General features: G+C 48.4%; 38 protein-coding genes. 21 read left to right on the plus strand and 17 right to left on the minus strand.

What is annotated here, in order from left to right:
• Together KNP91_RS06555 and KNP91_RS06560 are read right to left on the minus strand one after the other, a co-directional pair.
• Positions 1-399, minus strand: a complete 399-nt coding sequence (locus KNP91_RS06555) for a hypothetical protein (RefSeq protein ID WP_214764764.1) — start codon at positions 397-399, stop codon at positions 1-3.
• Positions 400-454: 55 nt separating this feature from the next.
• Positions 455-871, minus strand: coding sequence for an Rrf2 family transcriptional regulator (locus tag KNP91_RS06560; RefSeq protein ID WP_214849244.1), 417 nt, complete (start codon positions 869-871; stop codon positions 455-457).
• 128 nt (positions 872-999) lie between these two features.
• Here KNP91_RS06560 and KNP91_RS06565 point away from each other — a divergent pair, with 128 nt between their 5' ends.
• From KNP91_RS06565 to KNP91_RS06575, 3 genes are all read left to right on the plus strand, one after another.
• Complete coding sequence (locus KNP91_RS06565) at positions 1,000-1,626, plus strand: NAD(P)-dependent oxidoreductase (protein WP_214849247.1); 627 nt, start codon at positions 1,000-1,002, stop codon at positions 1,624-1,626.
• A gap of 257 nt (positions 1,627-1,883) precedes the next feature.
• Positions 1,884-2,426 (plus strand): recombinase family protein, encoded by a 543-nt coding sequence (locus KNP91_RS06570; protein WP_214849250.1) that lies wholly within the window; start codon positions 1,884-1,886, stop codon positions 2,424-2,426.
• 57 nt (positions 2,427-2,483) lie between these two features.
• Positions 2,484-3,017 (plus strand): DUF4256 domain-containing protein, encoded by a 534-nt coding sequence (locus KNP91_RS06575; RefSeq protein ID WP_214849252.1) that lies wholly within the window; start codon positions 2,484-2,486, stop codon positions 3,015-3,017.
• A 257-nt stretch (positions 3,018-3,274) separates the two neighbouring features.
• Here KNP91_RS06575 and KNP91_RS06580 read toward each other — a convergent pair whose 3' ends face one another.
• Positions 3,275-3,799 (minus strand): helix-turn-helix domain-containing protein, encoded by a 525-nt coding sequence (locus KNP91_RS06580; RefSeq protein WP_114595764.1) that lies wholly within the window; start codon positions 3,797-3,799, stop codon positions 3,275-3,277.
• Between the two features lie 181 nt (positions 3,800-3,980).
• On the opposite strand from KNP91_RS06580, the gene KNP91_RS06585 reads away from it, so the two are divergent.
• The 4 genes from KNP91_RS06585 to KNP91_RS06600 all read left to right on the plus strand — a co-directional run bounded on the left by KNP91_RS06585 (position 3,981) and on the right by KNP91_RS06600 (position 6,968).
• Positions 3,981-4,223: a PLDc N-terminal domain-containing protein gene (locus KNP91_RS06585; RefSeq protein WP_214849253.1), complete on the plus strand. Its 243-nt coding sequence runs from the start codon at positions 3,981-3,983 to the stop codon at positions 4,221-4,223.
• Positions 4,207-5,097 (plus strand): ABC transporter ATP-binding protein, encoded by an 891-nt coding sequence (locus tag KNP91_RS06590; protein WP_214849256.1) that lies wholly within the window; start codon positions 4,207-4,209, stop codon positions 5,095-5,097. Before KNP91_RS06585 ends, KNP91_RS06590 begins: the two co-directional genes overlap by 17 nt.
• On the plus strand, positions 5,094-5,858 hold the full coding sequence (locus KNP91_RS06595; RefSeq protein ID WP_214764770.1) for an ABC transporter permease: 765 nt from the start codon (positions 5,094-5,096) through the stop codon (positions 5,856-5,858). Before KNP91_RS06590 ends, KNP91_RS06595 begins: the two co-directional genes overlap by 4 nt.
• Positions 5,859-6,065: 207 nt before the next feature.
• A complete protein-coding gene (locus KNP91_RS06600; protein ID WP_214764771.1) occupies positions 6,066-6,968 on the plus strand; it encodes a sensor domain-containing diguanylate cyclase in 903 nt (300 codons plus the stop codon).
• Position 6,969: 1 nt separating this feature from the next.
• On the opposite strand, the gene KNP91_RS06605 is transcribed toward KNP91_RS06600, so the two are convergent.
• On the minus strand, positions 6,970-7,845 hold the full coding sequence (locus KNP91_RS06605) for an alpha/beta fold hydrolase (RefSeq protein ID WP_214849258.1): 876 nt from the start codon (positions 7,843-7,845) through the stop codon (positions 6,970-6,972).
• Positions 7,846-7,973: 128 nt separating this feature from the next.
• Between KNP91_RS06605 and KNP91_RS06610 the strand changes: the two genes are divergently transcribed.
• Positions 7,974-8,633, plus strand: coding sequence for an HAD family hydrolase (locus KNP91_RS06610; protein ID WP_214849261.1), 660 nt, complete (start codon positions 7,974-7,976; stop codon positions 8,631-8,633).
• A gap of 3 nt (positions 8,634-8,636) precedes the next feature.
• Positions 8,637-9,032: a GNAT family N-acetyltransferase gene (locus KNP91_RS06615; protein WP_214849264.1), complete on the plus strand. Its 396-nt coding sequence runs from the start codon at positions 8,637-8,639 to the stop codon at positions 9,030-9,032.
• Between the two features lie 5 nt (positions 9,033-9,037).
• Here the strand turns inward: KNP91_RS06615 and KNP91_RS06620 are convergent, their stop codons facing one another.
• Together KNP91_RS06620 and KNP91_RS06625 are read right to left on the minus strand one after the other, a co-directional pair.
• Entirely contained in the window at positions 9,038-9,865 is an 828-nt protein-coding gene (locus KNP91_RS06620; protein ID WP_214849267.1) for a hypothetical protein, read from the minus strand.
• Positions 9,862-10,389 carry an RNA polymerase sigma factor gene (locus tag KNP91_RS06625; protein ID WP_214849269.1) on the minus strand — a complete coding sequence of 176 codons (528 nt, stop codon included), beginning with the start codon at positions 10,387-10,389 and terminating at the stop codon, positions 9,862-9,864. Before KNP91_RS06625 ends, KNP91_RS06620 begins: the two co-directional genes overlap by 4 nt.
• 93 nt (positions 10,390-10,482) lie before the next feature.
• On the opposite strand from KNP91_RS06625, the gene KNP91_RS15795 reads away from it, so the two are divergent.
• Complete coding sequence (locus tag KNP91_RS15795) at positions 10,483-10,611, plus strand: hypothetical protein (protein ID WP_012370418.1); 129 nt, start codon at positions 10,483-10,485, stop codon at positions 10,609-10,611.
• 95 nt (positions 10,612-10,706) lie between these two features.
• Here the strand turns inward: KNP91_RS15795 and KNP91_RS06630 are convergent, their stop codons facing one another.
• Complete coding sequence (locus KNP91_RS06630; protein ID WP_012370417.1) at positions 10,707-11,054, minus strand: potassium channel family protein; 348 nt, start codon at positions 11,052-11,054, stop codon at positions 10,707-10,709.
• A 161-nt stretch (positions 11,055-11,215) separates the two neighbouring features.
• On the opposite strand from KNP91_RS06630, the gene KNP91_RS06635 reads away from it, so the two are divergent.
• On the plus strand, positions 11,216-11,740 hold the full coding sequence (locus KNP91_RS06635; RefSeq protein WP_214764777.1) for a shikimate kinase: 525 nt from the start codon (positions 11,216-11,218) through the stop codon (positions 11,738-11,740).
• On the opposite strand, the gene KNP91_RS06640 is transcribed toward KNP91_RS06635, so the two are convergent.
• Genes KNP91_RS06640 through KNP91_RS06650 form a run of 3 tightly spaced genes read right to left on the minus strand, consistent with a single transcriptional unit; the run spans position 11,741 to position 13,183 of the window.
• Entirely contained in the window at positions 11,741-12,124 is a 384-nt protein-coding gene (locus tag KNP91_RS06640) for a YkvA family protein (RefSeq protein WP_214764778.1), read from the minus strand.
• Between the two features lie 25 nt (positions 12,125-12,149).
• Positions 12,150-12,947 carry a phosphotransferase gene (locus KNP91_RS06645; RefSeq protein ID WP_214764779.1) on the minus strand — a complete coding sequence of 266 codons (798 nt, stop codon included), beginning with the start codon at positions 12,945-12,947 and terminating at the stop codon, positions 12,150-12,152.
• On the minus strand, positions 12,944-13,183 hold the full coding sequence (locus KNP91_RS06650) for a hypothetical protein (RefSeq protein ID WP_234944599.1): 240 nt from the start codon (positions 13,181-13,183) through the stop codon (positions 12,944-12,946). The genes KNP91_RS06645 and KNP91_RS06650 overlap by 4 nt, the downstream gene beginning before the upstream one ends.
• A gap of 135 nt (positions 13,184-13,318) precedes the next feature.
• On the opposite strand from KNP91_RS06650, the gene KNP91_RS06655 reads away from it, so the two are divergent.
• The 4 genes from KNP91_RS06655 (at position 13,319) to KNP91_RS06670 (ending at position 16,385) form a co-directional block, all read left to right on the plus strand.
• Positions 13,319-14,317, plus strand: coding sequence for an NADP-dependent oxidoreductase (locus KNP91_RS06655; protein WP_214764780.1), 999 nt, complete (start codon positions 13,319-13,321; stop codon positions 14,315-14,317).
• A 160-nt stretch (positions 14,318-14,477) separates the two neighbouring features.
• Positions 14,478-14,717, plus strand: a complete 240-nt coding sequence (locus KNP91_RS06660) for a hypothetical protein (RefSeq protein WP_214764781.1) — start codon at positions 14,478-14,480, stop codon at positions 14,715-14,717.
• Between the two features lie 43 nt (positions 14,718-14,760).
• Positions 14,761-15,918 carry a hypothetical protein gene (locus tag KNP91_RS06665; RefSeq protein ID WP_214764782.1) on the plus strand — a complete coding sequence of 386 codons (1,158 nt, stop codon included), beginning with the start codon at positions 14,761-14,763 and terminating at the stop codon, positions 15,916-15,918.
• Positions 15,919-16,037: 119 nt separating this feature from the next.
• A complete protein-coding gene (locus KNP91_RS06670; protein WP_214764783.1) occupies positions 16,038-16,385 on the plus strand; it encodes a DUF2200 domain-containing protein in 348 nt (115 codons plus the stop codon).
• 142 nt (positions 16,386-16,527) lie between these two features.
• Here KNP91_RS06670 and KNP91_RS06675 read toward each other — a convergent pair whose 3' ends face one another.
• Positions 16,528-17,232 carry an alpha/beta hydrolase gene (locus KNP91_RS06675; RefSeq protein WP_251135918.1) on the minus strand — a complete coding sequence of 235 codons (705 nt, stop codon included), beginning with the start codon at positions 17,230-17,232 and terminating at the stop codon, positions 16,528-16,530.
• A 97-nt stretch (positions 17,233-17,329) separates the two neighbouring features.
• On the opposite strand from KNP91_RS06675, the gene KNP91_RS06680 reads away from it, so the two are divergent.
• Positions 17,330-17,800: a site-2 protease family protein gene (locus KNP91_RS06680; RefSeq protein WP_214764785.1), complete on the plus strand. Its 471-nt coding sequence runs from the start codon at positions 17,330-17,332 to the stop codon at positions 17,798-17,800.
• Positions 17,801-17,814: 14 nt separating this feature from the next.
• Positions 17,815-18,015: a hypothetical protein gene (locus KNP91_RS06685; RefSeq protein ID WP_114595793.1), complete on the plus strand. Its 201-nt coding sequence runs from the start codon at positions 17,815-17,817 to the stop codon at positions 18,013-18,015.
• Positions 18,016-18,085: 70 nt separating this feature from the next.
• Here the strand turns inward: KNP91_RS06685 and KNP91_RS06690 are convergent, their stop codons facing one another.
• Complete coding sequence (locus KNP91_RS06690; protein WP_214764786.1) at positions 18,086-18,850, minus strand: phosphotransferase; 765 nt, start codon at positions 18,848-18,850, stop codon at positions 18,086-18,088.
• Entirely contained in the window at positions 18,847-19,290 is a 444-nt protein-coding gene (locus KNP91_RS06695) for an Lrp/AsnC family transcriptional regulator (protein ID WP_214849270.1), read from the minus strand. Before KNP91_RS06695 ends, KNP91_RS06690 begins: the two co-directional genes overlap by 4 nt.
• Positions 19,291-19,439: 149 nt before the next feature.
• On the opposite strand from KNP91_RS06695, the gene KNP91_RS06700 reads away from it, so the two are divergent.
• The gene (locus KNP91_RS06700) at positions 19,440-19,598 is read left to right on the plus strand and encodes a DUF1272 domain-containing protein (protein WP_012370403.1); all 159 of its coding nucleotides are present in this window, start codon (positions 19,440-19,442) and stop codon (positions 19,596-19,598) included.
• Positions 19,599-19,645: 47 nt separating this feature from the next.
• On the opposite strand, the gene KNP91_RS06705 is transcribed toward KNP91_RS06700, so the two are convergent.
• Positions 19,646-20,110 carry a DUF4188 domain-containing protein gene (locus KNP91_RS06705; protein ID WP_214849271.1) on the minus strand — a complete coding sequence of 155 codons (465 nt, stop codon included), beginning with the start codon at positions 20,108-20,110 and terminating at the stop codon, positions 19,646-19,648.
• Entirely contained in the window at positions 20,107-20,652 is a 546-nt protein-coding gene (locus tag KNP91_RS06710) for a PadR family transcriptional regulator (RefSeq protein ID WP_131972695.1), read from the minus strand. Before KNP91_RS06710 ends, KNP91_RS06705 begins: the two co-directional genes overlap by 4 nt.
• 204 nt (positions 20,653-20,856) lie before the next feature.
• On the opposite strand from KNP91_RS06710, the gene KNP91_RS06715 reads away from it, so the two are divergent.
• The gene (locus KNP91_RS06715; protein WP_214849272.1) at positions 20,857-21,942 is read left to right on the plus strand and encodes a TolB-like translocation protein; all 1,086 of its coding nucleotides are present in this window, start codon (positions 20,857-20,859) and stop codon (positions 21,940-21,942) included.
• A gap of 53 nt (positions 21,943-21,995) precedes the next feature.
• Here the strand turns inward: KNP91_RS06715 and KNP91_RS06720 are convergent, their stop codons facing one another.
• A complete protein-coding gene (locus KNP91_RS06720; protein WP_214849273.1) occupies positions 21,996-22,415 on the minus strand; it encodes an SRPBCC domain-containing protein in 420 nt (139 codons plus the stop codon).
• A gap of 163 nt (positions 22,416-22,578) precedes the next feature.
• Between KNP91_RS06720 and KNP91_RS06725 the strand changes: the two genes are divergently transcribed.
• Positions 22,579-23,193 (plus strand): winged helix-turn-helix domain-containing protein, encoded by a 615-nt coding sequence (locus KNP91_RS06725; RefSeq protein ID WP_214849274.1) that lies wholly within the window; start codon positions 22,579-22,581, stop codon positions 23,191-23,193.
• Positions 23,180-24,388 carry an MFS transporter gene (locus KNP91_RS06730; RefSeq protein WP_214849277.1) on the plus strand — a complete coding sequence of 403 codons (1,209 nt, stop codon included), beginning with the start codon at positions 23,180-23,182 and terminating at the stop codon, positions 24,386-24,388. The genes KNP91_RS06725 and KNP91_RS06730 overlap by 14 nt, the downstream gene beginning before the upstream one ends.
• Before the next feature lie 43 nt (positions 24,389-24,431).
• On the opposite strand, the gene KNP91_RS15800 is transcribed toward KNP91_RS06730, so the two are convergent.
• On the minus strand, positions 24,432-25,343 hold the full coding sequence (locus tag KNP91_RS15800; RefSeq protein WP_214849280.1) for a methyl-accepting chemotaxis protein: 912 nt from the start codon (positions 25,341-25,343) through the stop codon (positions 24,432-24,434).
• Positions 25,344-25,445: the final 102 nt, after the last annotated feature.

Raw genomic sequence — 25,445 nt, forward strand, 5'->3', positions numbered from 1 at the left:
TCAAGAGGTCATCGAAGGATGATGTGGCGACGATTTTTTTTGGTACAGCCATTCATACGGCACGATGTAAAACAGGCAGGCCAGTGTCGCAAATCGGACGATCCCGCTTAAGTTTTGCCGTGACTCGACAAATGTTTCCTGACCAAAATAATCATAAAAGCCGACGAACAATAAAATCGTAAAGACACCGGCCGTCACATAAATCAAACAGCGTAAAGGAAATGGATACCGCCTTGTCAGAAAGAGTACTGGCAAGCCGACAGCGAATGTAAACAAGGTCGTCGCAAACGTCCCGAACTGATACAAGAATTCATTTTCGATATTTGTCAGGAAGGCATAGGTAGTGAACAGCAAAAAGGATCCGATTGCACTGACGGCTGAATAACTGATCAGTCGCATCTTGACATTTCCCCTTTCAAAAGTGAAGGCGTTTTCATTAAACGGCAGACGACCATCATCTTGTCCGGACAAGACGATGGAGGATATCCGCAAGCGTTTCGGTTCCGAGCTCTGCTTCAAGAGCCTGTTGAGCCCGGGTAAATGACTGGTTGAGTGTGGACTGGATGTCGCGGCCGACCGGACAGGCCAGATTCGGCTGCTCGTGCATGGAAAATAAGGTCTCTTTCGGTTCGACGGCCCGGTAAATCATTAGTAATGTAATGTCCTGCGGATTTTTTGTCAAAGTCGCCCCGCTTTTTCCGGCAACCGTCGAAAGCAATCCGGCTTGGCGTAATGATCCGATTAAGCGACGGATGACGACCGGATTGGTATTGACACTTCCGGCGATATAGTCAGAAGACAAGGCTTGGTCCGGATGTGTCGCGATCAAGGCCAGGATATGGACAGAAACCGCAAGTCGACTGTTAATCATTTGTTTCACCACCAATGCATTTATTTTAATGAGCATCCCGTTTAATGTCAATTGGCTTGACAATGATAAATTCTGTAACTAAAATAATTACATGTAAAGCTACATATAATCCCAAGGAGGCGTTTTGGATGAAGGTTGCCATCATTGGAGCCAGTGGAAAAGCAGGACGGGTCATTTTAGAGGAATTGGCTGAACGGGGTCATGCGTTGACGGCAATCGTCCGGGATGCGGCGCGGACCCAACACGATACGGTGCTCGAACGGAATGCGTTCGCATTGACGACGGAGGAATTGACAGATTTTGATGTCGTCATCAATGCGTTCGGAGCGTCACCGGGAAATGAACACCAACATGTCGATCTCGGTCGGCACTTGATTGATCAGTTACGCGGTACGCCGACCCGCTTGATCATCGTCGGCGGTGCGGGCAGCCTGTATGTCGACGAGGAACAGACACTCCGTCTTGCGGATACACCGGATTTCCCGTCTACTTACCTGCCGACAGCAAAGAATCAGGCGAAAAACCTGGAAGATTTGCGACAGACCGTTGATTTACACTGGACGTTCATCAGTCCGGCCGCCTTCTTTGATCCGGAAGGACCGAGGACCGGAAAGTATCAATTGGCGAAAGATGTCCTGACCGTCAATGCCGCGGGTGAAAGTTACATCAGTTACGCTGATTATGCCGTTGCGTTAGCGGATGAAGTCGAGCATCACCGCCACGACAAGGAACGGATTTCTGTTGTCTCCGTTTAATGGATTGCCGACGTTCTCGTCTGACGAGGACGTTTTTATTGTATTAAAAATCAGGTCATGCAGAAAGTGTTCTTGTCGTTTATTTTTCCACCGCTTCCTGTATAGTACCCCACCTTTCTTCTCGTCCAGGTTTCCCTTATACTAGGAAGTGACAGATAAACACCGCTGGATGAATCTTGAATACGAGTTTCATCTAGAACAGATCCGCGTATTCTTTTCATCGCAGCAGGTATTTTGATTCGAGCGAGGAGAACACTATGATTATTTGTTACATGCGCCCCTATTTTGAAGATCCGACGTGTGAGAAGCAAGCCGAGACAGTAAAGACCTATGAAACCGATCAAGTAAGGATCGAGGAGCACAGTTCATCGAAACGACGTTACGTGCTTGATCAATTGTTAGAAGATATCAGACCGGGTGACATCATACTCGTCTCTCATTTGTATGTGTTGGCGGATTCGACGCGTCATCTGATCGAAGTGTTGAACGCTTTGGATACGAAGCAAGCCTTCCTCTTGTCCATCCGGGAAGACATTGATACCCGGCATACCCTGAACCAGTCGTTCCGTGACATCGTCCAGCATCTCGTGACCCTTCAAAGTGACGTCGTCAGCATGGCGACCCGCGAAGGACTATCTAAAGCAAAGGAGCTCGGCAAACAGACGGGACGCCCGCGAAAGCCGGATGAAAACGTCAAAAGAGCAATCGACATGTATCAAAGTAAACAGTACAGTCTGTCCGAAATCCGGGAGCAAACGGGCATCAGCAAAAGCACCCTCTACCGTTATTTGGAAAAATGATGTACATTCCATACATCTTATAAAGGGATTAAACTATCATCGAAAGGCGGAAAAGACATGGATCAAGCGACGTTGATTGACATCCTCCACCATCGGTTCACGGATCATCCCGACCGGCATCCTGCTGTGAAGTGGGATGATATCGTGTCTCGGTTATCCCCGGAAATGCTCCGTTCCCTTGACTGGATGGAACAGACCGGCGGTGAACCGGATATCGTAGCAATGCCAAATGGTCAATGGGTTTTCGTTGATTGTGCAGCGGAAAGTCCATCGGGCCGCCGCAGCTTATGTTATGACGAGGCTGCACTGGAAAAGCGGAAGAAAAATAAGCCTGCCGGCAGTGTCGTCGCGGAAGCTGTTGCACACGGTGTCGCCTTATTGACAGAAGACCTTTACCGTCACCTGCAAACGATTCAACCGTTCGATGTAAAGACGTCGAGCTGGATTGAGACACCGGAAGCGATTCGGACGCAAGGCGGCGCGTTATTCTGTGACCGGCGGTATGATCATGTTTTCGTGTACCATAATGGAGCCGACTCGTATTACGCCAATCGCGGATTTCGAACGTATCTCATGCTAGGAACGATTTAAAGAGGCTGACTCCAAAACCAATCTCTACAAAGTTAAGGGTGGCAGATTTCAATTCTGCCACTTTTATCGCGTTTAAAAAAAGAACCACTCTTTTCACGCAACTCCTACAGGAAAAGCGCATTTTTGCGCTGTCAGAGACAAGCAAGACCCGCTTTCCTGCCTGATTAAGGCAGAAAAACTGGGTTGTGTCTCGCCTGAGGAAAGGACGTGAAAAAATGAGTGGTTCTTTTTTTAAGTCAGCATCTTTTGATTTTCTGTCATGGGATGATGACTAAGGACACGGTTCTTTTTGTCTCCTCCTCTTCGTGATGTGCGGATAAGCCGTGATACTTTTCCAGTAAGGCAGCGAGCTCGGATTCAAACGTCCGGAATGTTTCATCGGGTAAATTGAGTTTTACAAGAGAGAATGTCGCCTGATCCGGTCTGTCGGTTAAAGAAAGCGTCTCCTGATAGTTCTTATAATTTTGCAAGATATACATAAAATAAAGCGAGACGAAATTGACTTTTTCGTCGTAAGTCGCAGAAACCCAGTCTTCCTCTTTAATCTTATATCCGGAAGTGTTCAAGGCATAAATTTTTTCCTCGACTTTTCCTGCACGCTGCGCGCCGATTACTTTCAACAAAGAATCTTGAAGCATCGCATTCACATGACGGTACAGCGTAGCTTGGGGAACATCATCGAGCCGTTTGTTCAGCTGCATGATGGACATTCCTTCATCACGATCAATTAATTCCAGTGCGATTTTGAATCGGACCTGATTCTTAAACAAATCTAAATTCATTTCATTGCTCCCTTTCCTGGCACATTAAATGTGCCGTATTTCAAACAAAACACGTTCCGCTACATGAACATACCATATGTACAGTGCAATTTTTAAAGGTTTCACTGATTTAATCAAAAGTAAAAACAGGTTGACTTATTAATTATCATTATTGATAATGATAATAGAAAGGAGTGACTGTATGAATACAGAGATAACGCCTTTACTTGAGATTGACTGGTTGCAATGGCTTCCCCTCCTCATCCCGATTTTCTCCTTACATGTATTGCTGATCGGAATCACCCTTTTTGACTGGTCGAACCGAAAAAAACAGATTGCTTTGCCGTATGTCTGGTTATTCGTCATTTTAAGTATGCAACTGATTGGCCCGATCTTATACTTGATCGTCGGAAGGAGGAGCATCAGTCATGATTACCATTCATAACCTCCATAAAACGCTGAATAAACGAAAAATTCTCGACGGAATTGATTTTTCGATTCAGGAAAACGAATGCATCGGCTTACTTGGCCCCAATGGAGCAGGTAAAACAACGCTGATCAAATGTCTGATGGGGATTCTCTCATATGAATCAGGCGAGATTTCATTTCAGGATCAGCCGATTGAACGGTACAAAAAACAGATCGGTTACTTATCGCAATACACGGATTTTAAACCATGGATGACGTGCCGGGAGTCTTTGCTCTTTTTCGGTAAATTATCCGGCATAAAAAAAGAGTGGCTGGAGAAGCGTATTTCAGAAAAATTAGAAGAAGTCGGCCTTCAGGACAAACAAGATGTTCCGGTCGAACAGTTATCAGGCGGAATGAAACAACGGCTCGGAATTGCGCAAGCCATTCTGCATGAGCCGCAATTTTTAATTTTAGACGAACCTGTCGCCTCCCTCGATCCAATCGGGCGAAATGAAATCCGGAACTTGATCGGGCGTCTGAAGCAACGGATGACGATTTTGTTGTCGACGCACATACTGCATGACATCCGGGAGATTTGTGACCGTTATATTATCATGAAAAACGGCCGGATCATCAAACACCTTTACCGGGAGGATCAAACGATTGATCTTCAACAGGTGCGCCTTCAGTTCAGGAATGCCGTATCAGTCGATCAGGTCCTGAATTGCTTTCCATCCGTCACCGTAGAAAAACTATCCCCTGTTGCCTTTCTCATCACCGGAACACATGCGTTCAATTTGAAACACGTCTTAACCGCCTGCTCTTTAAAACAGTTGGACGTGATATCCGTCGGTTTCCATGAAGTGGGACTGGAAGACACGTTTCTCGAACTGGCGGCGGATGTATGAGTCAGTTCACAGCACTTGTAAGGGTAGAACTGACAGAAGCGGCAAAGGAATATAAATACGTCTGGTTGACGATTTTTTTTGTTCTACTCGGTTTGACCCAACCGTTGATTAATCTGTATATGGACCTCATTCTGCAACAGATGGGCGGTTCGATCGGAGTCATCCTCGACCCGGACAAACCGGCTCCGACAGCAAACGAAGTATTTTTATCGACCATTTCCGGTCAATTTAATCAAATCGGACTGATTATCTTACTGATCAGCTTCATGGGACTGATTGCAACGGACCGTCAAAACGGGATGCAGGATTTTATTCTGACGCGCCAGGTTTCGATACACTGTTATGTTTCCGCCAAACTGATTGCCCATTGGTTCATCAGCATGTTCAGTCTTGGATTCGGGATTCTGACCTCCTACGGCTGTACCGTGTATTTGTTCGGCGCGTTCCCGATGACAAAATTGATTTCTTTTTCCGTTCTCTACAGTTTGTGGATTCTTTATTTGATCAGTCTGGTCATCGTCATCAGTATGTATGTAAGACATCAGGTCCTGATTGCGATCTCTGCCATCGGAATCAGCTTTCTGCTTCTGGTCCTCAAGAACCTTGATCCTGTTTTTTCTGATGGGTTCCCCTCGTCGATCCTAAACGTCGCGGAGCATCAACTGGTCAGATCGTCTGTTGTGTCATATCGAAGTATCTTTTCGTGTTTGCTGTTCACCTTTTTGAATCTCATGTGGGCTAGTAAAAAGCTCAAAAATTGACGATTTTCCATCTCCCCTTTCATGGCTACGACAACACGGCACCTGCCAAAGCGGGTGCCGTGTTTAGGATGTTCGAGACTTTCGGAAATGAAAATGGGATTTTTTGTATATCAAGAACGGTTTCTTTGCTATACTTTACTGTGTCTGTTTTTACAAATCATTCCATCTTCAGATTAAGGAATAACTACATAAGGCAGGTGAACCCGTGTGCTGTGGGTCGGAATCATGATTGGGGTTGTATGTACGCTGCTTGGACGCTTCATGTTCCAAAAAATGAAGCGGTCGTCTTCGGTCCAGCCGACGATCGCGACATTCGGAAAACATTCGAAAGATATCATGTACATTTTTGAAGTGAGACCGGTCTATCGGTTCCGTTATATCAGCCCTGCCCTCGATGAACATATCGGTGCCGGGACGGTCGAGGCGAGTTATGCCGACCCGTCGGATTGTTTCGACCGGATTCATCCGGATGATGTCGAGATTCTGATGTCGAAAATCTCCGGCAACTGCAACTATGACGAGCCGTTTCCGCAACGCTGGCGGACGAACGACGGAATCTACATCTGGTTTGAGGAATACACGACACCGATTTATGAAAACGGCGAAATCGTTGCCGTCCAGGGCGTCATCCGGAATATGGATGCCGCGAGAGCACGTCAGAAGGAACTCGAGCAACTGTGCGAACGTGATTCCTTGACGGGACTGTACAACCGGCATGCGTTTGACGGGCTGGTTTCGGAGTTGCAAGACGGTCCATTGCTTCCTCTGGGTTTAATAACCCTTGACCTCAATGACTTAAAGCAAGTGAACGACCGGTTCGGACATGTGGCGGGAGACGCTCTGCTCGAACAGACGGCTCTTTGTTTAAGCCGATTCAGCCCAGACGCCTTTCGTCTCGGCGGGGATGAATTTGTCATCGTCAGTCAAAATGGGACAGAACAAACTGTGCTCGATTTAATCGCCGCCCTACGATGCGATTTCGATCGTCATGAGTTGTCGGTTTCGCTTGGTTTTGCTTACCAAACAGCGACGACAGACGTCCTGGACTTGTTACGAAAAGCCGATCAGATGATGTATCAAGAAAAGCAACGGTCGAAAACGTTGGTATGAGTCATGTGACGTCGAGCTTGGTTACAGCTGAGATGACAAGATCAGGACGGTCAAGATGAATCGCGTGACCTGCGCCTGTTGCCGTGATGAAATCAGCTTGTTTCGTTAATGTTGCCTGCCGTAAGACTAACCGGTGCCATGTCTCCTCGACCTGCCGCAGCTCGTCTTCCGGTAAGCCGTCGTTGATGCCGTCCTGGATGGAAAGCTCCGGATCCCGCCCAATCACAATCAAGGGAACGTCCGGAAACGGGCCGGTGCGGATCCGCGCCGCATCCGTTTTCCAGTGTTCCACTTTAGAATCCATCATCGCATACAGGTCTGGTTCGGTCTGAAAGTCGACCAGAGCATCCTGGACTGCTTGGGGTAATCGCTTTTGAGCCCCGGTCAGGACCGGTTGCAACAACTGTTTGAGTTGTTCTTTTGTTTTGATAGCGTAGTCCCGGCATAACGCTTGCCAGGCGGCATCCGATGATACCGCATCGAGAACCGGCGTATCGAGCGCATCAAGTTCATGTAAATCGACGGATGTGGAATCAACCAGTATCAGGCCTTTGATACGTTCCGGGAACAGTTTCGTAAATTCCTGAGCAATCAATCCCCCGTAGGAATGACCGATCAGCAGAATTGGTTCATCAACGTTTGATCCGCTTAACAGAGTTTGCAACTGTTGGATGGCGTGACCTGTCCGGTGAATACCGTCCCCTTCTTTCCAGGAATGGCGGTGGAAACTGAGAATCCTGTGGGCGGGTCGCAGCGACTGGATGACTTCATACCATTCTTCATAGGAACAGCCCATTCCAGTTAAAATGACGACCGGTGTTCCGGCTGATTTCGTGTCGAACCATTGTTTCGGGTATGATGGAGCATTGAAATGCATGGTGGACCTCCTTTTTGTGGACAGGACTGGTAGTATAGAAACAATTGAATTATCCTTTTTGGCTTGATTTTATTTAAATTAATATTACGGTAGTTGAAATATTTAATATGTATAGGAGTTGTTTTCTGATGCCGATTCAAGCCCTCTTATTTGATCTCGATGGCACGTTGCTCGATCGCGAGATGTCTTTAGTGCGTTTTATCGCCGATCAACATCTCCGCTTGATCGCTCCGATCTCGAACTGTCCGGCTGATGTCTACCAGACCCTGTTCATCGAATGGGATCAACGTGGTCTCGTTTGGAAAGACCGCGTCTACCAGCAACTCATCGCTCACTTTCAGCTGGATGTCTCCCCGGAAGTGCTGCTCGACGATTACTTGACCGGGTTCGCAAAAACCAGTGTCCTCTTCCCGGGAACGATTTCTTTGCTCGAATCTCTGTCGTCCTCTTACCGTCTCGGGCTGATTACGAACGGGCGGAGCGATCTGCAACGGTCTGTCATCGAAGCGCACGGCTTACAGCACTTTTTTGATCCGATTTTGATTTCGGAAGAAGTTGGTCTTTCCAAGCCGGAGCCTGCGTTGTTTTTACGTCCCGTACAAGCCTTTGGACTGGAGCCGGAACAGGTTCTGTTCATCGGCGATCATCCGTTGCATGACGTCGCCGCGGCTAAAGCCGTCGGGATGCCGGCACTTCTGAAATCGACCGCTCCCGTTGAGGGCACGTTACACGACTGGTCGCAGCTTTTACCTTTCATCACACGACTCAACCAGGAAAGCAGGTTTTAACACATGAAATCAGAATATCAGATCTGCCCCTATCAGGAACAGGACTTCCCCGCGATTCAGCGCTTAAATGCGGCGGAAGGCTGGAATCAGCTCGTCCGTCTGCATGACCGGACAAAACTGGCCTGGCAACATTCCAATGCGGCGTTTGTCGTCGAACATGCGGGGGAAGTCGTCGGGTATGTCCGCGGAATGACCGACACTCAAGTGACGTTATACATTTGCGAATTACTGATTGATGCCGAATTCCGGGGCCAGGGTCTCGCACAACAGCTGTTTGCCCGCCTGCATGAAGCGTATCCGACGACGCGAATCGAAGTCCTCGCGTCGAGCAGTTCGGAGAGTTTTTACCGCGGTCAGGCATTCCGTCCGTTTTACGGATTCCGGAAATCCTTCGAATAAACGGTTCATCGCATGTCGTTCCAAACGGTCTCAAAAGCCGTCCCCTTCACGTCAAAATAAGCATGGAGCGGTTCATACAACACATATCCGCCTTCAATCAACTGGAACTGGTTCGTGACCCCATCGGTCATCGTCACGTCGACAACCCGGACTTGTCGATTGTTCTGTACGTCAACCGGCAGTTCAGCGTCTGAAAGCGGCACGGTCGCACTGAGACCGGTCAACAGATCCATCCAGGCTGCGGAAGGAGCAAGCAACTTTTTCTGCCCCGTTTCCCGCGTCCGTTCAGTCTGATAGCTGATTTGCGTGATGCCTTGATCGAGCCGGAGTTTTTGGAAATAGTCCGCTTCGTAGGTCGTCCCGTCCAGGATCCGGATCATTGACTTGCCCTCTTCCCGACCGATCGCAAGCAACCGGACCGTCGGCGCATATCCGTCCAGTTCGTAAATCGTATAGTCTGTCAGGTTTGAGGCAAAGGAATCGTTTAACCGTGCCGTTTCATTTTCTTCCGTCAACGTGTTTTCGGACGTCCCTAGCTTCTGTCCACGCAACTGTTGCGCTGCTGCTTCCGAGACCGTCGTTCCGGTCTCGGTATACATCATCCCTTGATAAACAAGTCCCGGGACCATCGAAGCGGTCGTTTGTCCGGTCGGCGGATGTATCCACGACTCGATCCGGTCATACTGCATCAGACCGATCAGCAGGATCGCTGCCAACACCAGTTGCGGTACCCGGTGCTTCCGTCTGTTCCGGTGGATCCCCTGCTTCATCCGCGTATGGACGCTGTCCGGTACGGAAAGTTCTTCTAACGCTGACTCCAGTTGCTGTTTCATCCGGACTCTCCTCCTTTTAGTTGTTGCCGCTGTAATTTTTGAATTGCCCGGTACAACGTACTTTTGACGGTACTGACCGGAATGTCGAGCAGGTCGGCGATCTCCTGAAGGGAATAGTCGGCTTGATACCGTAACGTCACGAGCGAACGTTCCTTGACGTCGAGTCGTTCGAGCAGATCAGCCAGAAACAGTTGATTTACGACGACGTGTTCAAACGAAGCGGTCTGCGGTTCTTTCAAGTTCTCCATACCGTCGGTCGTCCAGACGAGCGTTTGGTGTTTCTTGAGCTGATCGAGTGCCGCGTTGATCGTGATCCGCGTCAGCCACGTTTTAAAATACGTGATTTCCTTCAGTGATTTGCGATACTTCCAAGCCCGAAAAGCGACTTCCTGCACGTTTTCGAGTGCTTCCTGTTCCTGCTTCAAATACAGAAATGACATCCGGTAGATGTAATGTTCTTCGGCATATAACGCTGCAAGGAACGTTTCATCCGTCCAACTGCCGGCACGCTTTTTTCGGAACACGGGACTTCCCTCCTTTCTTCTCTCTTCATTAGACTGAGCATACACCGTTTTAGTTTCAAAAATCTGTAAAAAAATCAGATAGGAGATCAACACATGAACTTTTATGCCTTGTATGATCTCGTGCCCTGGGATGAGCCGCTGTTAATTGGTGTCTCCCTGCTTTTGCCGGAGCATATCGCAGCTCGCGTCAATCCGCATCAGGAGCTTAAGGATGCTGGGTGAATCGAATCGATAAACAAAGAGGAAGACCGGCTCTCGATATACGAGGTCCGGTCTTCCTCTTTGTTTTTAATTGCGTCAGGAACAGGATTTTTCTGTCACTTCTGCTTCGCCTGATCTTTCTTGGCATGAAATTCTTTTAACGCCCGGTTAAAATTAACGATCAGGGCACTGATGATACCAATTCCGAGCAGAACATACCCCATCGTAAAAATCTTGCCGATCGGCGTGACGGGATGAATATCGCCATAGCCGACCGTCGTCAGCGTCATGACGGAAAAATACAGCGCATCGAGATAACTCAGCTGTTCGACGCTGTGATAAAAAAACATCCCGACCGCAAGGAGAAAAGCGCCCGATAACATGACGGCTTTTTGCTCATCTTGCCGAAACAGAATACGTAACACGTGGTACATGTTGCGCATCAAGATGAAAAACGGAATCATCCTCACTGCTCCCTTCACAGGTAAACACGACCGTCCGCTGTTTTGCTTCTCTGTTAGACAAATACCCGAAAAAAGGGAGAACGATTCTTCCGTCGTCTCCCTGCCTGCTATGGTAAAATCGTTTACATCAACTGCGCCTTATGCGCTAAGGAGGTCACCTCTTGCGGATTCAAATCATCGGTGGTTCCGGCACCGGCAAAAGTACGCTTGGCAAGTGGATTGGGCAACAAGAAGGTATCCCCTGGATTGACACGGATCATTACCTGTGGAAGGACCGCACCTTTACCGAAAAACGTTCGATTGCAGAGCGGTATGCGTTATACAGATCGGATATCGAACAACATCGGCACTACATCGTATCCGGCTCCGTGTTCTCATGGAATCCCGACGGTTTTGCCGACCGGGAATTGCTTGTTTTTTTACGTTTAAATGAAGACATGCGGATGGAACGTTTAATCCAGCGGGAACAGGCACGATATCCCGATTTCACCGGCTCCAATGAATTTCTCGATTGGTGCCGGACATATTTGACGGCGACCGATCCGGCGATGATCGGGACGCTCGCCGAACACCGCCTTCAAATGGAACAATCCGTTTCCCCCATCATTCAGATTGATGCCGCTTTACCGACGGACGTTATCTACCGACACATTAAATCCGCCTATGAAACACTTTCTGAAGCTTAATCATTGCAGCATGTCGTACACCTTTAGACCTGTCCAGACACTAAGCCCGCACCAAAGCAACACGATGCAGCCGCCGACAAACCAGTTTTTCGGTTTGTCCGCACGTACCAAGGCTTCCGCTTTGGCGGTACAGTCCTCAATGACGTCCTGCGGCAACATCTTCAGTGCCAACAGGATACCTAACGGGACTAAAATCAGGTCGTCGAGGTAACCGAGTACCGGGATGAAGTCCGGAATCAAATCAATCGGACTGAACGCATAAGCGACGACACCGGCCGTAAATAATTTCGTATACCAGGCGACCCGGTTGTCCTGATAGGCGAAATACAAGATGAACAGCTGTTTTTTTAACGTTTTAGCGGTCTCCTTTAACGTGTGCAACATGATGAGTCTCCGTTCTTCGATGTATTCATCGGAACCAGTCGGCTCCTTCTCGCTTTAAAAAGTCGATTTCCTGTTCATAATGCGTGACGTGTCCGTCATCAATCATCCGTTGAAACGCGTCATCGCCTTCCGCCGCTCTCCGGTGAATCGTTTTGATCAACGCTTCCACGCGTAGCAGCACGGTTTCATACATCTCATCCTTCAGCTCCGCTTTGCCGTAAGCAGACAAAAACAGAAGGACCCGACGCCGGATCCGTTCTTGATCGTTGACCGGATTGTAATGAGCCGGCTCACCGTCTTCTGTCATTTGATGCCTGCTTAACGGAACAAACGTGTACATCGTATAAGCGATATCCCAAATCCGTGGTCCCGGGGCAGCGACGTCGAAATCGATGATCCCGACCGGACGCTCGTTTTGGAAAATGACATTATAGACGGCGAAATCATTATGACAGATGAGTTCAAGCGGTTCCGGTGTTCCGTCGAGCGGCTGCCAATCGGTTGGTATTGGAAAATCCGCAACTGCCTCGTGATAGGAACGTAACAACCGTGCTGTTTCTTCCAAAACGCGGTCTGACTGCATATACGGCTGAAGCGGATAATTCCCGGCCTCTCCTTCGATGAAGGACAAGATTTCACGTCCCTGTGGATCGATTCCTAAATAGCGTGGGCTTCCTTCAAATCCTTTTTGCTCAAGATGTTGCAGTACCCGGTGGACCCGAAGACTCTCCGGTTTCTGTTCCCGTCTGACCGTCTCCCCGATCCGCGAGACGTCGGAGACATTCCCGCCCGTCAATGGTTCTTCCTGCTCCGATTGTTTCATGTTTTATCCTCCCCTTTTGACTGATTGAATACCGGGACAAGAATCGCCGCTCCGGCTAAACTGATGATGAGATCGCGCCACGAGAACAACTCAATATTAAAATGAAGAAGCGTTGTTATCCCGTTCGTGACAATGAATAAAAGGACATACAATGTCAGGCTGAGCGGCACCATCCGTTTCACGAACCGTGGTACACGGATCCACAGCCGCAACAATCGTTCTCCTATCTGATCCATCCCATTCACCCCAAACTCCAAATTTTCCCTGTTCCTGTTCAGCTTATCATGCCTGAATGAATCACTCAAAGTGTTCTCATGCTTAATCAACTGTTAGACTAAAAGCAGCAGAACCAGGAAATGGAGAGGATTTTCATGAAAGCGATGACGATTTCAAAATACGGACAGGTTCCGCTCGAACAAACCGAACAGCCCCGCCCGGACGTCCGCCCGCATGACGTTCTTGTCGAAATTCACGCGGCGAGCATCAATCCGGTTGATTTTAAGATTCGGGACGGTGACGTCAAGCTGTTGATCCCGTATCAGTTCCCGCTGATTCTCGGGAATGACTTCGCCGGCATCATTGTTGAAGTGGGTCATGCCGTCAAGCAGTTTCAAGTCGGTGATGCCGTCTACGGACGGGCCGAGAAAAATCGAATCGGTACCTTTGCGGAATACATCGCAATCGATGAACAGATGCTTGCCCTAAAACCGGCGTCGCTCTCCTTTGAGGAAGCAGCCTCCATCCCGCTCGTCGGCTTGACGTCCTATCAGGCATTACACGACGTCTTGCAGGCGACGCCGGGACAAAAGATCCTGATCCAGGCCGGTGCGGGCGGCGTCGGCACGTTTGCCATCCAACTAGCGAAAGCAATGGGCTTGTACGTCGCAACGACGGCGAGTCCCGCCGGACATGATTTGGTTGCGTCACTTGGCGCTGATGAAATCATCGATTACCGGACGGAAGCGTTTGACGAAGTCCTGCATGATTATGACGGTGTCTACGATACGATCGGCGGTGAGACGCTCCGGCGTTCGTTTAAAATCGTCCGTCCGGGCGGACACATCGTCTCGATTTCCGGACTGCCTAACGGCCGGTTCGGGAAATCCTACCGGTCCGGTTTTCTGAAGACCAACCTGTTCCGCCTGCTGACGCTCCGCGAAACATGGCTTGAACGGAAACACCGGGTCACGTACACGTTTTTATTCATGCGACCGAGCGGACGCCAACTGGAACACATTACAGAATGGATTGAGACCGGACAAATCAAACCGGTCATCGACCGCATCTATCCGTTTGAAGAGGCACAGGCTGCGCTCGAGTATTCCGAGTCCGGTCGGGCCAAAGGAAAAGTCGTCTTACAAATGAAATAAGCCGGTCAAACGGTCAGGAAGACGACAGCCCAGCTGGTAACTTCCTGACCGTTTTTTTTCATTGATGACTTCTTTAAATCTTTTTATCTGACCAAACTATAAATGATATAATATGTTAAATATAGGATATTAAATTCTGAATTTGGAAAGGAGTACACTGATGGACGTCAGTAGCGGTACTTCGTATAAGTATTATTTTTGGAAACGGTTTCTCCTGCTGTTCATTCCGCTGTTTTTGATTGGTGCGTTACCCAACCCGTTTATTATGGGGAATCCGTTCGCCAGTCTGGAGGATTATGGCGAGTTTGCTTTCGCCGTCTGTTTCTATTTAGTCACCTTGTCCGGTATTTCCGCTTTTTTAGTCTCGATGCGTTGGCGAATGAAACAAAACCGCCGTTGAGCCTGATTCCCCACTTTACGTTAGTTAAAGGAGACCACATACTATGTCCCGGAAGACTTTCTTTACGGCGGCGTTGACGTTGACGCTTGTCGCCACGGCAGGATGCACTGATTCGACGGTTACGAAGCAGCACCCGAACGATACGAAGGCTCAAGCTGCGCCAACCGTTGAACCGGTCGTTGCTCCGTTGTCCAACTATGGAAAATACATGCCGCTGAAGCGACAATCGGAAATGGTTACGCTTGGAAGCCATCAGAAATACAACCTGAGCCCGTTCTTTACCGGACAAACCGTCCTCATTGCGCCGGACTATCTGTATCAGCAATCGATCTACTATACGCATGTGAAACAAACGAGTGACACCGCCAGTAAAAGCTACATTTACCGGTACAGCCAAGGGTCGAACGATAATCAAGTATTGCATACGGTCAACCGGACGATCGGTATGATGACCGGGGTATCGCATTACCTGTTTTGGGTCGAATCCAACCCGACCCAGTCGGGACAAAAATGGACGATTCGTTCGATGGACTTAAAGACGGGAAACATCAATACGCTGGATCAGGGTATCAGCCGTCATGATACGGCGATTCCTTATCTCGATGCCTCCTCAAAACGGATCTCCTGGATGACGCAGGAAGCGACACCGACGCGAACGAAAACGCTCCTCAAGTCGTTTGATGTGGCGGAAGACGCCATCATCATCCATCAGCAGTATGTTTTAAAGGAAGGCAAAAAGCGGGAGGGGCAGTACCCGTTTGACTTCCGCCGGAGCGATGCCGGACTGATTTTGCATATTAAGAACGGTCATCAAACACCGACACTCGAGACGTTTGACGGCACGTTCAAACGACGGATGAACGGGCTGATTGATTTTGAGCACAGCAAAAAGTATGTCGCGGCCGGTGAAGAAGGATCAGCCCTCTTCCTGAACAAGAAGGCGCAAAAAACAGGTTACCAGTTCAAACCGGCCGATAACCGGCTGACAGTTGACGCGTTCCGCTTTTTGTCGGCTGACCGCGTCATTTTCCGGGAGAGTATGACGCGACTCTGGTACGCCGATCTTGCGCGCGGCACCGTTGCTCCTTTAAAGGATATGGCTGATACGACGTCCAAACCGATTTATGTCAACGGGAAGCTCGCATACGGGGTATCGGACGACGAACAGATTGAATTCCATGTCATCGATTTAAAAAAATGATTGGTGAAGACCGTTCCTTTCGTGCGAAAAGGACGGTCTTTGTTTTATCTGGAGGGGTCCATTTCGAGCGTTCGGTATGCTACACTTTTGGTAATAATTAGTCATGAGGAGGAAATACGATGACGAAACATCGGTTGTACACGACAGCGTTTTCGAGTGTCTATCCGCTTTACGTGACAAAAGCGGAACGCAAGGGTCGAACGAAACAGGAAGTCGATACGATCATTTGCTGGCTGACCGGTTACTCGGAGCAACAACTCGCAACGCTGGCAACAGATCAGACGACATTCGAAGCCTTTTTTGCGGAGGCGCCGGACATGCAGGAACGTCGATTGTTAATCAAAGGTGTCGTCTGTGGCGTCCGGGTCGAAAACGTCGAAGATCCGTTGATGCGGGAAATCCGCTATCTCGACAAGTTGATTGATGAACTGGCAAAAGGGAAAGCGCTTGATAAAATCCTGCGGTAGAAAACAAGGAAGACAACCAGTATGCTGATAAGGATTGCATCATGTTTCGCTATCGCGACACTGATGATGAGCGTTTTGTATGGATCACTCCGCACTAAAAAACCGGGCACCTCAGGCAGGTGTCCGGTTCTTCCGTCTAACATTAAAAGCGCTGATTTAACCAATCCAGGACATCCGAAATCATCTGATCCGATACCGTATGATTGATGGACGGATATTTAAGAAACGTCAAATCACGATTCAGTTCCGTTGATTGTTGCACGCAGTGTTCCTGCGTCTCGATCGGAATGACCGTATCGCACTGACCGTGTACGAATAACGTCGGCGCGGACGTTGCTTGCAGGACAGGATCATATGCCTGCAAACGTTGTTCTTCTTCCATTGTTAAATCAGCTCTGTTATCGCGCTGTCGAAAAAGCTGTTCCGAAAACAAAAAGGATCCGGAGCCGTTGATATTGATTACCCCGGCACTTCCCTGTTGTTTCGCAGCGATACCGCTCGCGATGAATCCCCCCATCGAAACACCGAGCCAGATGGTGTCTGCTTGTGTTACGTTCAACTGCTTCACGAGCGTAACGGACTCCTCAATGCTCTGAAAAACGATCTGCCAGAAATGTCGTTCGACGACACCGTGGTCAAAGTATGCCTCCAGCCGATCGCGACTGTCATGCAGGTGGAGTTCCGGCACGATGACCGTAAATCCTTGTTCCGAAAGCATCCGGGCGAAATCTTCATATTTTGTCACGCTTGATCCCCATCCATGGTACAAACAGATGATTTTGCGGGATACAGAGTGTTTCGACGGAAAGATTTCTATGGGGAAGTTAGGTAGTTTTATGAATTCCATCAATATCACTCTTTTCTGGATTTTATCTGAATAACAAGAAGTTCATTTGCCTTAATTAACCATTTTTGTTATGTTTGTGAATGAGAGGAGGAAGATGATGCATTTTCTTTTATTTAATTTAATCATGCTTGCCTTTTACTTTCCGAGTCTGATTCTGCACGAATACGGGCATGCGTTTGCCGCCCGGTTAGTCGGTTTGCGCTTAAAATCAATTTCAATTGGGAAAGGTGAACCGTTTCTGCGAATCGGTCATTTTTCCATCGCTCGAAAGCAATTTTGGGAAGGACTGCATCAATCTGAACCGTCAGAGATTCCGGTCAGCCGCGGACAACGAGCTATTGTATTACTCGGCGGAGTTGGTGCCAACTTGATAGGTGGTATAATTATTTTGATCCTGAGTCTGCTGTTTCCGAGTCCGACCATGCATTTTTTTGCTCAGCCTTTCATTCAAGTTTCAGTCATCTTTATCCTGCTTAACCTTCTTCCGATTCGCTTATCCAGTGGTCTTGCTAGCGACGGCCTGCAGTTGAAACAACTGTTTTTCAACAAAAATCAACGGATATCCTGACAGGAGTGGAATTCATGTTAAAACCATTGCTGTTCGCAAGTAGCCTACTGCTCGCCGGATGTGCTGCCGAGCAACCGAAAACCGTTCCATGGGGTGAAGAGACACCGGCTCAAATCGAGCGTCTGAAAGCTCATGATATTGAGTTTACGGTCAAAGACGGCCAAGTCCTGATTCCGGAAAACCAGGTCGAAGAAGCAACGAAGTGTTGTACTTAACTTAAAACATAATCATGCGGTTATTTCCTTTAAAAGTTCAGGGGGTAGCCGTTTATCATTTTCAATTTTTTCAATAAAATTCATACAATCCGTCATCGAAAAAGCGGAATGTTTCTTCTGAGATTGGTGAAAATCCATATCCTGAGTAGAAGGCATCGAGCATCTTGATATCCGTCCCAAAAGATCGTGTCGCCAAAGCTTCATCGTAGCGGCGATCACCGACCGTCATTCCGGCTAGATCAATAAACGCAACAATTGCGTTGTCTCGGACCAACAGATTATCCGTCGTGCAATCCCCGTGTATCCACGTCGCCGGAACAGGTTCCGGATGCTTGGTGGATAACGCGTGAAGCAACTCGCTTGAACCACTTGTCCATCCCTGTTTCATGTAGTGATCGGCTTGCAGCAATTGTTTATCCAGCCAATCTTGTGAAGAATGGGCAGAGCTAATCTCCTTCGTATGGAGCTGTCGGAGAAACCGTCCAAATCCTCGAATCAACTCAAGACGCTGCCGTTCGGAAGCATTCTCGAGTGTCGTTGTCAACGTCTCACCTGCTATGTAGGACATCAGTAAATAATCCTGTTGCTCGTCTTTCATATAATCAATATATGTCGGGATGGTGATATGTTGTTGTGACTTAAACGTCTGCATTACTGTCGCTTCCTGCGCCAACCACTCGCGGTAACGGGGTAAGCTTGCCTGCTTGAGGATATAGGTGCCATCTAACGTTTTCACATAGTAGACGATGGCTGTTCCCCCCTGCTCGGCAACGGGACGGATCGAATCGATCGAACCGACTTGTTGTTCGATTCGTTGCCTGATAACACTTTTCATATCAGTACTCCATCTCCTACCGTAAACGCCTTAAACGCGACAGGTGACGACAAGCGGATCCAGGTCGATGGTTTTCCGTACTTCATCGAAGCATCGATAAACGTTTCCAGTGTCTCGACGGACGGCGTATACAATTTGACCATGAAGTTAAACGTTCCGGCGAGCCGGTGGCACTCGATGACATCCGGATGATCTTGGCAAAACGCGATAAACGCGTCGCATTTTGTATCTTCGAACATCAAAATCGCCATGATGGTTTTTTCAAGCGCAACGGGATTAATGACGGCCCGATATCCTTCGATGACACCACGGTACTCGAGTTTCTTGACGCGCTCGTTGACGGCCGGTGTCGACAGACCAACCGTTTTGCCGAGTTCCGTCCAGGACATCCGTCCATCTCCCTGCAAGGTTTGGATAATCGCATAATCAATTTCGTCCATTTTTCAACCCTCCTAATATTATGAAGACATATCTTAAAATTACCATTCATTTTCAGGTGAAGCTACTGAATTCCAAGGAAAATCGTCTGTCCGGTTCTGTTCTGCTTTCGTACAATAAAGACAGATCAAACATAAGTGAGGTGAACGACATGCAGGCAACAAACTGTACCCGCTGTGCGGAGACATTTGAAGAAGGTCAGGAAACGTATCATTGTTCGCACAACTGTACTTTTTGCAAAGAGTGTACCGAAACAATGAATTCGATTTGTCAAAATTGCGGTGAAACATTAGTCCGGGTAGAACAGTAATACATACATCAAGGGAGCGGATCATTGGAAACCGCTCCCTTCGTTCGTTATTCACGTGTCGACACCTTGCGTTCCGCAAGCCGGTCTTTCGCCTGCTCCTGATGCTTCTGAATTGTACTTTCGCCGACCGCTTTCGCCAGTCCCCGGGTCGGCAGATTGACATACATCGTTTCGTAGTTGCTGATTTCAAACGTCTCATGGAAAATCCCGACGACGTTACTCGCCCGCGACGACTGATTAAACTTTTTCCACGCGGTCAGGTGACGGTTACCGTGCGAATAGGCAATCAAAGCGTCGGAGGAACGCCAATACTGAATCAACGTAACCGACCGCCAACCGACGAGCATCTCATGCGACAATAAACCAACCTGCTGCTCATAACATTCCTCAATCATCGGTGTCATCGCCTGGACGGTCGGCCACCATTTCCGGACCGATCGCAGACGGTTGATCCGTAAGCCGATGATGAATACGACGATGTCTTCATTTGGTGTCGCGATCACGCGTTTCATGATGATGTTCCTCCTTCGAGTGTCTGAACGGACGCTTCACACCATTCGAGCAGTGCTTGTGTCTTGCGTTTGCCGTAATCAAGCGTCAGCAGCCAATACATGGCGTCATCCGCTTCTTTATAGGCCAAAATCGATTGTTCAATCATTTGGTATGTCTCCAATCGCTCCCGGAGCAGAGCAGCATGCTGGTCGATTTTTTGAATCGTCATCTCCTTTGATTCATGCCGGGCAAAATAGAGTTTCAGCAACAGTTCATTCCGCTGGACCGGAAGTTCCGTCGTCGGCTCCTCGACCCAGCGTCCGAGTTCCGCCTCGCCGTCCGGTGTCAGAACAAACGTCTTCCGGTCATCCCCCTCTCCCGTTTCTTCGACGATCAATCCTTCCTGCACCAACGTTTTCAGCATCGGATAGACCTGTCCGAAGCTGATCTTCCAAAAGTGGTTGAGACTTGTATCAATCGTATGCTTCATTTCGTAGCCTGACGTACAACCGCTCGCAAGTAGCCCTAAAATCGCATACCGGGTCATGTTTTCTTTTGGCATCGGTTTCTCCTATATCTTTTAGATAGTATCTTTTAGATATATATTCCCGGTCTTTAAGTTACTAAACGAATATTCAGAATATTTATAGTTGGAAAATTATCTTACATTTTTGTAAGTCCCACTTCTTTTTTAGGGGAATGGATTTATTTCCCTATACACTAATAGAGTTTTCATTTTCTTAAAACAGAACGGGAGTTTTCCGCTATGCCTTATTTTTTAAAACTCAGCTTATTCAGCCTTGTCCTGCTGCTTGCCGGATGCAGTCAGCCGAAGACGGAATCAATTCAGCCGGTACCGGCACCAACAGAATTAATCCGCAGTGAGACCTTTTCGACACTTGGACCAAGTACAAGTCACGACTTAACAGATGTCTATCAACGTTACCCTTACCTGTCCGGTCCGAGCTATATCGATGAAGCAGCCGTGTACTTTTATGCCTCAAGTGAAAAAAACAGTTCGATTTTCCGTTATTCGCTGACGGATCGACACCTGGAAAAACTTTATTCGACGAGCCAAGCCATCTATAAGCTGGTTGGTGTCGGACGACAACTGTTCTGGATCCGTTATCAGGACAACGGGGAGAACAGCAACTGGACACTCGAGGTGATGGACCTAGCAACCGGTTCGCTTCAACAACTTGATCAAGGGAGCGAATCGTCTCGTTTTTATCCGGATCTCCAAGTCACGACGGCACATGTCTCTTGGATCAAGCACATCAGTCAGAAAGATCAGACTCGGTCACTCGTCCAAAAATATGATGCGGCGACCGGATACGTCACGACACAAAAAACACTGACAGTGAAGGAAGCAGAAACCCGGAGCGGCGACTATGCCCAGTACTTACGGGACGGTGATGCGGGAATTCTTCTCGATCAAACAACATACAAAGCGGACGAAAAGACGACCGCCTATACGACACTTTCCGGAAAAACCGTCAAAAAAACGACGATGCCGTTTGATTTCGCCTATGGACAGCATTATCTGGTGACGGGAGCGGAAGGTTCTGCGGGATTTCAAGCTCACGTGTCGAACCATATCTCCTATCGTTACAAGACCCCCGAACCGTATTACCTGATCGACGGGTTTTGTTTTCTGACGCCGGATCACATCGTCTTCCGGGAAGAACGCAATCAACTTCTGTATGCGGACCTGTCGAATGGAACCGTCGTTCCGTTGACCGAAATGGAAGGTGAATACTCCAAACCGCTCTTCGCGAACGGGCGGCTTGGTTACAGTGTCGTCCGAGATGATGGAACCGTGTCTTTCCGCATCATTCAAGTCAACAACTGAACACGAGAAAAGCCCGTTCCAGATTGGACGGGCTTTTTGCTGTCTGATCGTATTCACTGTTGTTCCGCGTATGCCTTGAAACGGTCAAGGATCGCCTGCCAACCGGCCTGCTGCATTTCCGGAGGATTCACCGACTCCGCCTCGAATGTTTCCACGACTTCCGTTTCCTCCCCGTTCGCTGTAAACCGTACCGTTACATGCCGTCCGTCGTCGAGCGTATAGGCAAGTTTTTCATATAAGATGACTTCCTGGTAGACGCCGGAGAAGTCAAACCCCATACTGCCGTCTTTTGCTGCCATGTGACTGGAAAAACGACCGCCCGCCTGGACATCATTCGCCGCTTCCGTCGTATGCCAATCGTCGGACGCTGCGTTCCAGGATTTAATGTGTTCCGGTTCCGTCCAGTACGTCCAGACTTCGGCGACCGGACGTCGGATTACGGTCTGGATCTGAATTTCTTGAGCTTGGTTCATATGAATCACTCCTCTGTAAGTTCAGAATCTGTTCTTTGTTTAACGTTCTGATTTAACTAAACAATTCCTTCTTTTAAGAAGATGGTTTATTTTGTCAATCATTCATGTATACTAAGATTGCAGTTAATAAAAGTTAACCGGTTAATAAAAAGGAGTGTTAATAATGGAACAGCAGGCGATTTTGATTCTCGAACAGTACGAACAACTCAAAGTCATCAGTGATCCGATGCGGACAAAAATGCTGATGCATCTGATTGAACAGCCACATACCGGCCAGCAATTGGCCCAAAAACTTGACGTCTCCCGGGCAAAGATTTTGTATCATCTGCGTGAACTCGAAAAGTATCAGTTGATTCAACTCGTCAAGGAAGAAGTCCGAGGCGGAAATGTATTGAAGTTTTATCAGGCCGTCGCCCGCGGGTTCATTCCGGCTGATCATCTCCTGAATCTTGTCGAGACGAAACAAGCGACACGCCAGTCTTATATCGAGGTCCTCGACCGCGCGAAAACACGGGTCTTGACGGCACCTGACCGCTCGTTTGCCCCGCGTTCCTCTGACGTAGAGGACTGGGAAAGCCTGTCGTTCCAACAAGAACTCCGGCTTTCACCTGAACAATTCTTGGCGTTTACGAAACGGTACCGGGAACTGTTGCAGGACATCGAACAGGATCCTTCATCCGAAGCGGACAAGAAGTTATATTACGTGATGGCGACGGCGTTTGAGATTGATGCACCGTTAGTTCAAGCGGACGAGGAGGGAGGACATGCAGGCGACTGAGCAAAAAACGCATCAACCGCTCTTGCGGAATCGTTCGTTTCGAGCACTTTGGCTCGCCAGTACCTGTTCCTTTCTCGCCCTGTCGACCTACCTGTTTGCCGAGCAATGGTATATCCTTCGCGTCTTGAAACTTGATGCTTATTTAGGTCTCGTCTTAATGCTGACGTTGTTGCCGCGGATTTTTTTGATGGTGTTCGGCGGTGTGATTGCTGATCGGTTCAAGAAGTCGATCATTTTACGCTATTCCAGTCTGCTGCGATTCACCTTTGTTCTGCTGTTGCTGTCCGTCTACCACTTCGAGCTGTTGACGATCGTTCCACTCGCTGTATTTGCTTTTACATTCGGTTGTATCGATGCGTTCTTTTCCCCTGCCAGTGCGTCACTGCTGCCCCTTCTCGTTTCGAAAGAAGATCTGACGCGCGCCAACTCAATTCTTCAAACCTCCAATCAGATGGCATTATTCTCCGGACCGTTGCTTGGCGGCGTACTGCTGACCTTCTCATCGTTCCACTTCTTGTTTTTGACGATTGCACTGTTTCTTTTGCTCGCATCGCTCGGTACCTTTTTCATTCGCGAACATCCTGTCGACAATCCGACTCGGACCTCCGCTTGGCTTGAGCTCGTGCAAGGATTTCATTATGTGTTTGCCGACCCATACTTAAGACGGATCCTCTTCCTGCTGATTATCATCAACTTCTTCTTTTTTGGTCCTTTGCTGATGGGGATTCCCCTGTTGGTCGACCGGGTTTTATTTGGTAAAGCCCTTGATCCGAGTTATCTCCAAGGTGCGTATCAGCTTGGCATGCTGCTTGGGGCTGCCTGGATCGGCTTCACCCACTCAATCAACCAGTCGTTTCGCCTGTTGCTGTCGTTGATTGGTCTGCTTGGAGTCGGTCTTGGGTTACTCGGACAAATCGGACACGTCTGGCAAGGCGTTCTGCTGCTGCTGACAATGGGAGGCATCTCCTCCATCATCAATGTTCTGATATTGACGACGATTCAAACGACGACACGGCCACAGATGATGGGACGGGTCATGAGCCTTGTCAACGCTTCGTCAAACGGTTTGGTTCCATTGTCTTATGCGGCCTTGTCTCTTTCGCTGTCATTTGATGTCCGTCTCGAACAGATTCTCTTGTTATGCGGCTGCGGTATCGTTTTTGTGGTGTGTACTGCCTTTGTTCGAATCAGATGAACGCATAAAAAAAAGCCATGTCCCAAAGGCATGACTCTTCCGTTTAAATGACTGTCGTAAATTTCTTTGCCGTTTCATTCAGTTCATGGGCCGATTCGCTGACGGTCTCGAACCGTTGCAACGTCTCTTCCATGACGGAGACACTCGACGATGCATCGGCGTTTGCCCGCGAGATGCCCTGTTGAATCCGCTCCAGTTCCTTGTTCATCTGTTCCGTCGTGTCGCGGACATTGACGACAGCAAGTTCGACAAGTTTCGAGAGATTACGGACTTCCGTCGCAACGACGTTAAAGCCGCTTCCATGCTCACCGGCGCGTGCTGCTTCAATCGAAGCGTTCAGCGACAATAAATTGGTCTGCGCCGCAATCTCTTTGATCGTTCCGGTGATTTTTGTGATTTCGGAAGACTGTTCCTGCAGATTCGCTAGTGTCCGTAAATTTTCTTTGGCGTCGTCCGCCATCTTCTCAATCGTTTGTTTCAGTTGACGGCTCTCCTGTTTGCCTTGCGTGGATCGGTCATCCAAATCGGTTGCGATGCCGGCAAAGGACGTCGCATACTCTTGGATTGTTTCTTGCCGGTCCGTGATATCAGAAGCGATTTTGACGACACCGACGACCTGGTTTGCTTCGTAAATCGGCATATAAGTTGCTTCGAGCCAGATCGAGTCGCCGCGGGCATCAATCCGTTCGATTTTATCAGCCGAGCTGAAACCGGCCAGTAGTTTGTTCCATAATTTTTGATAGGCTTCGCTATTCGCAAATTCCGTCGTACAGAATAAATGGTGGTGCATGCCAATCATCTCATCGCGTTTGTACTTCATTGTCTTAGCAAACAAGTCGTTGACATCAACGACCCGGCGTTGTGTATCAAAACGAATCATTGCGACATTGTCGGTCAGGGCTTCCAGAATATCCGCAGAAGCAAGGGTTGGGTTTGTTAGTTGAGGTGTCGTCACGTGGTTAATCTCCTTCAGGTCATCATTTCAAGTTTCATCCATTTAGTTTCGAAACTATTTTTTGAAAAAACGATTTTATCTGCCACTCATCATAACAAGTCC

Origin of the sequence: Exiguobacterium sp. s138 (assembly GCF_018618775.1) — a bacterium.
GTDB lineage: Bacteria > Bacillota > Bacilli > Exiguobacteriales > Exiguobacteriaceae > Exiguobacterium_A > Exiguobacterium_A artemiae.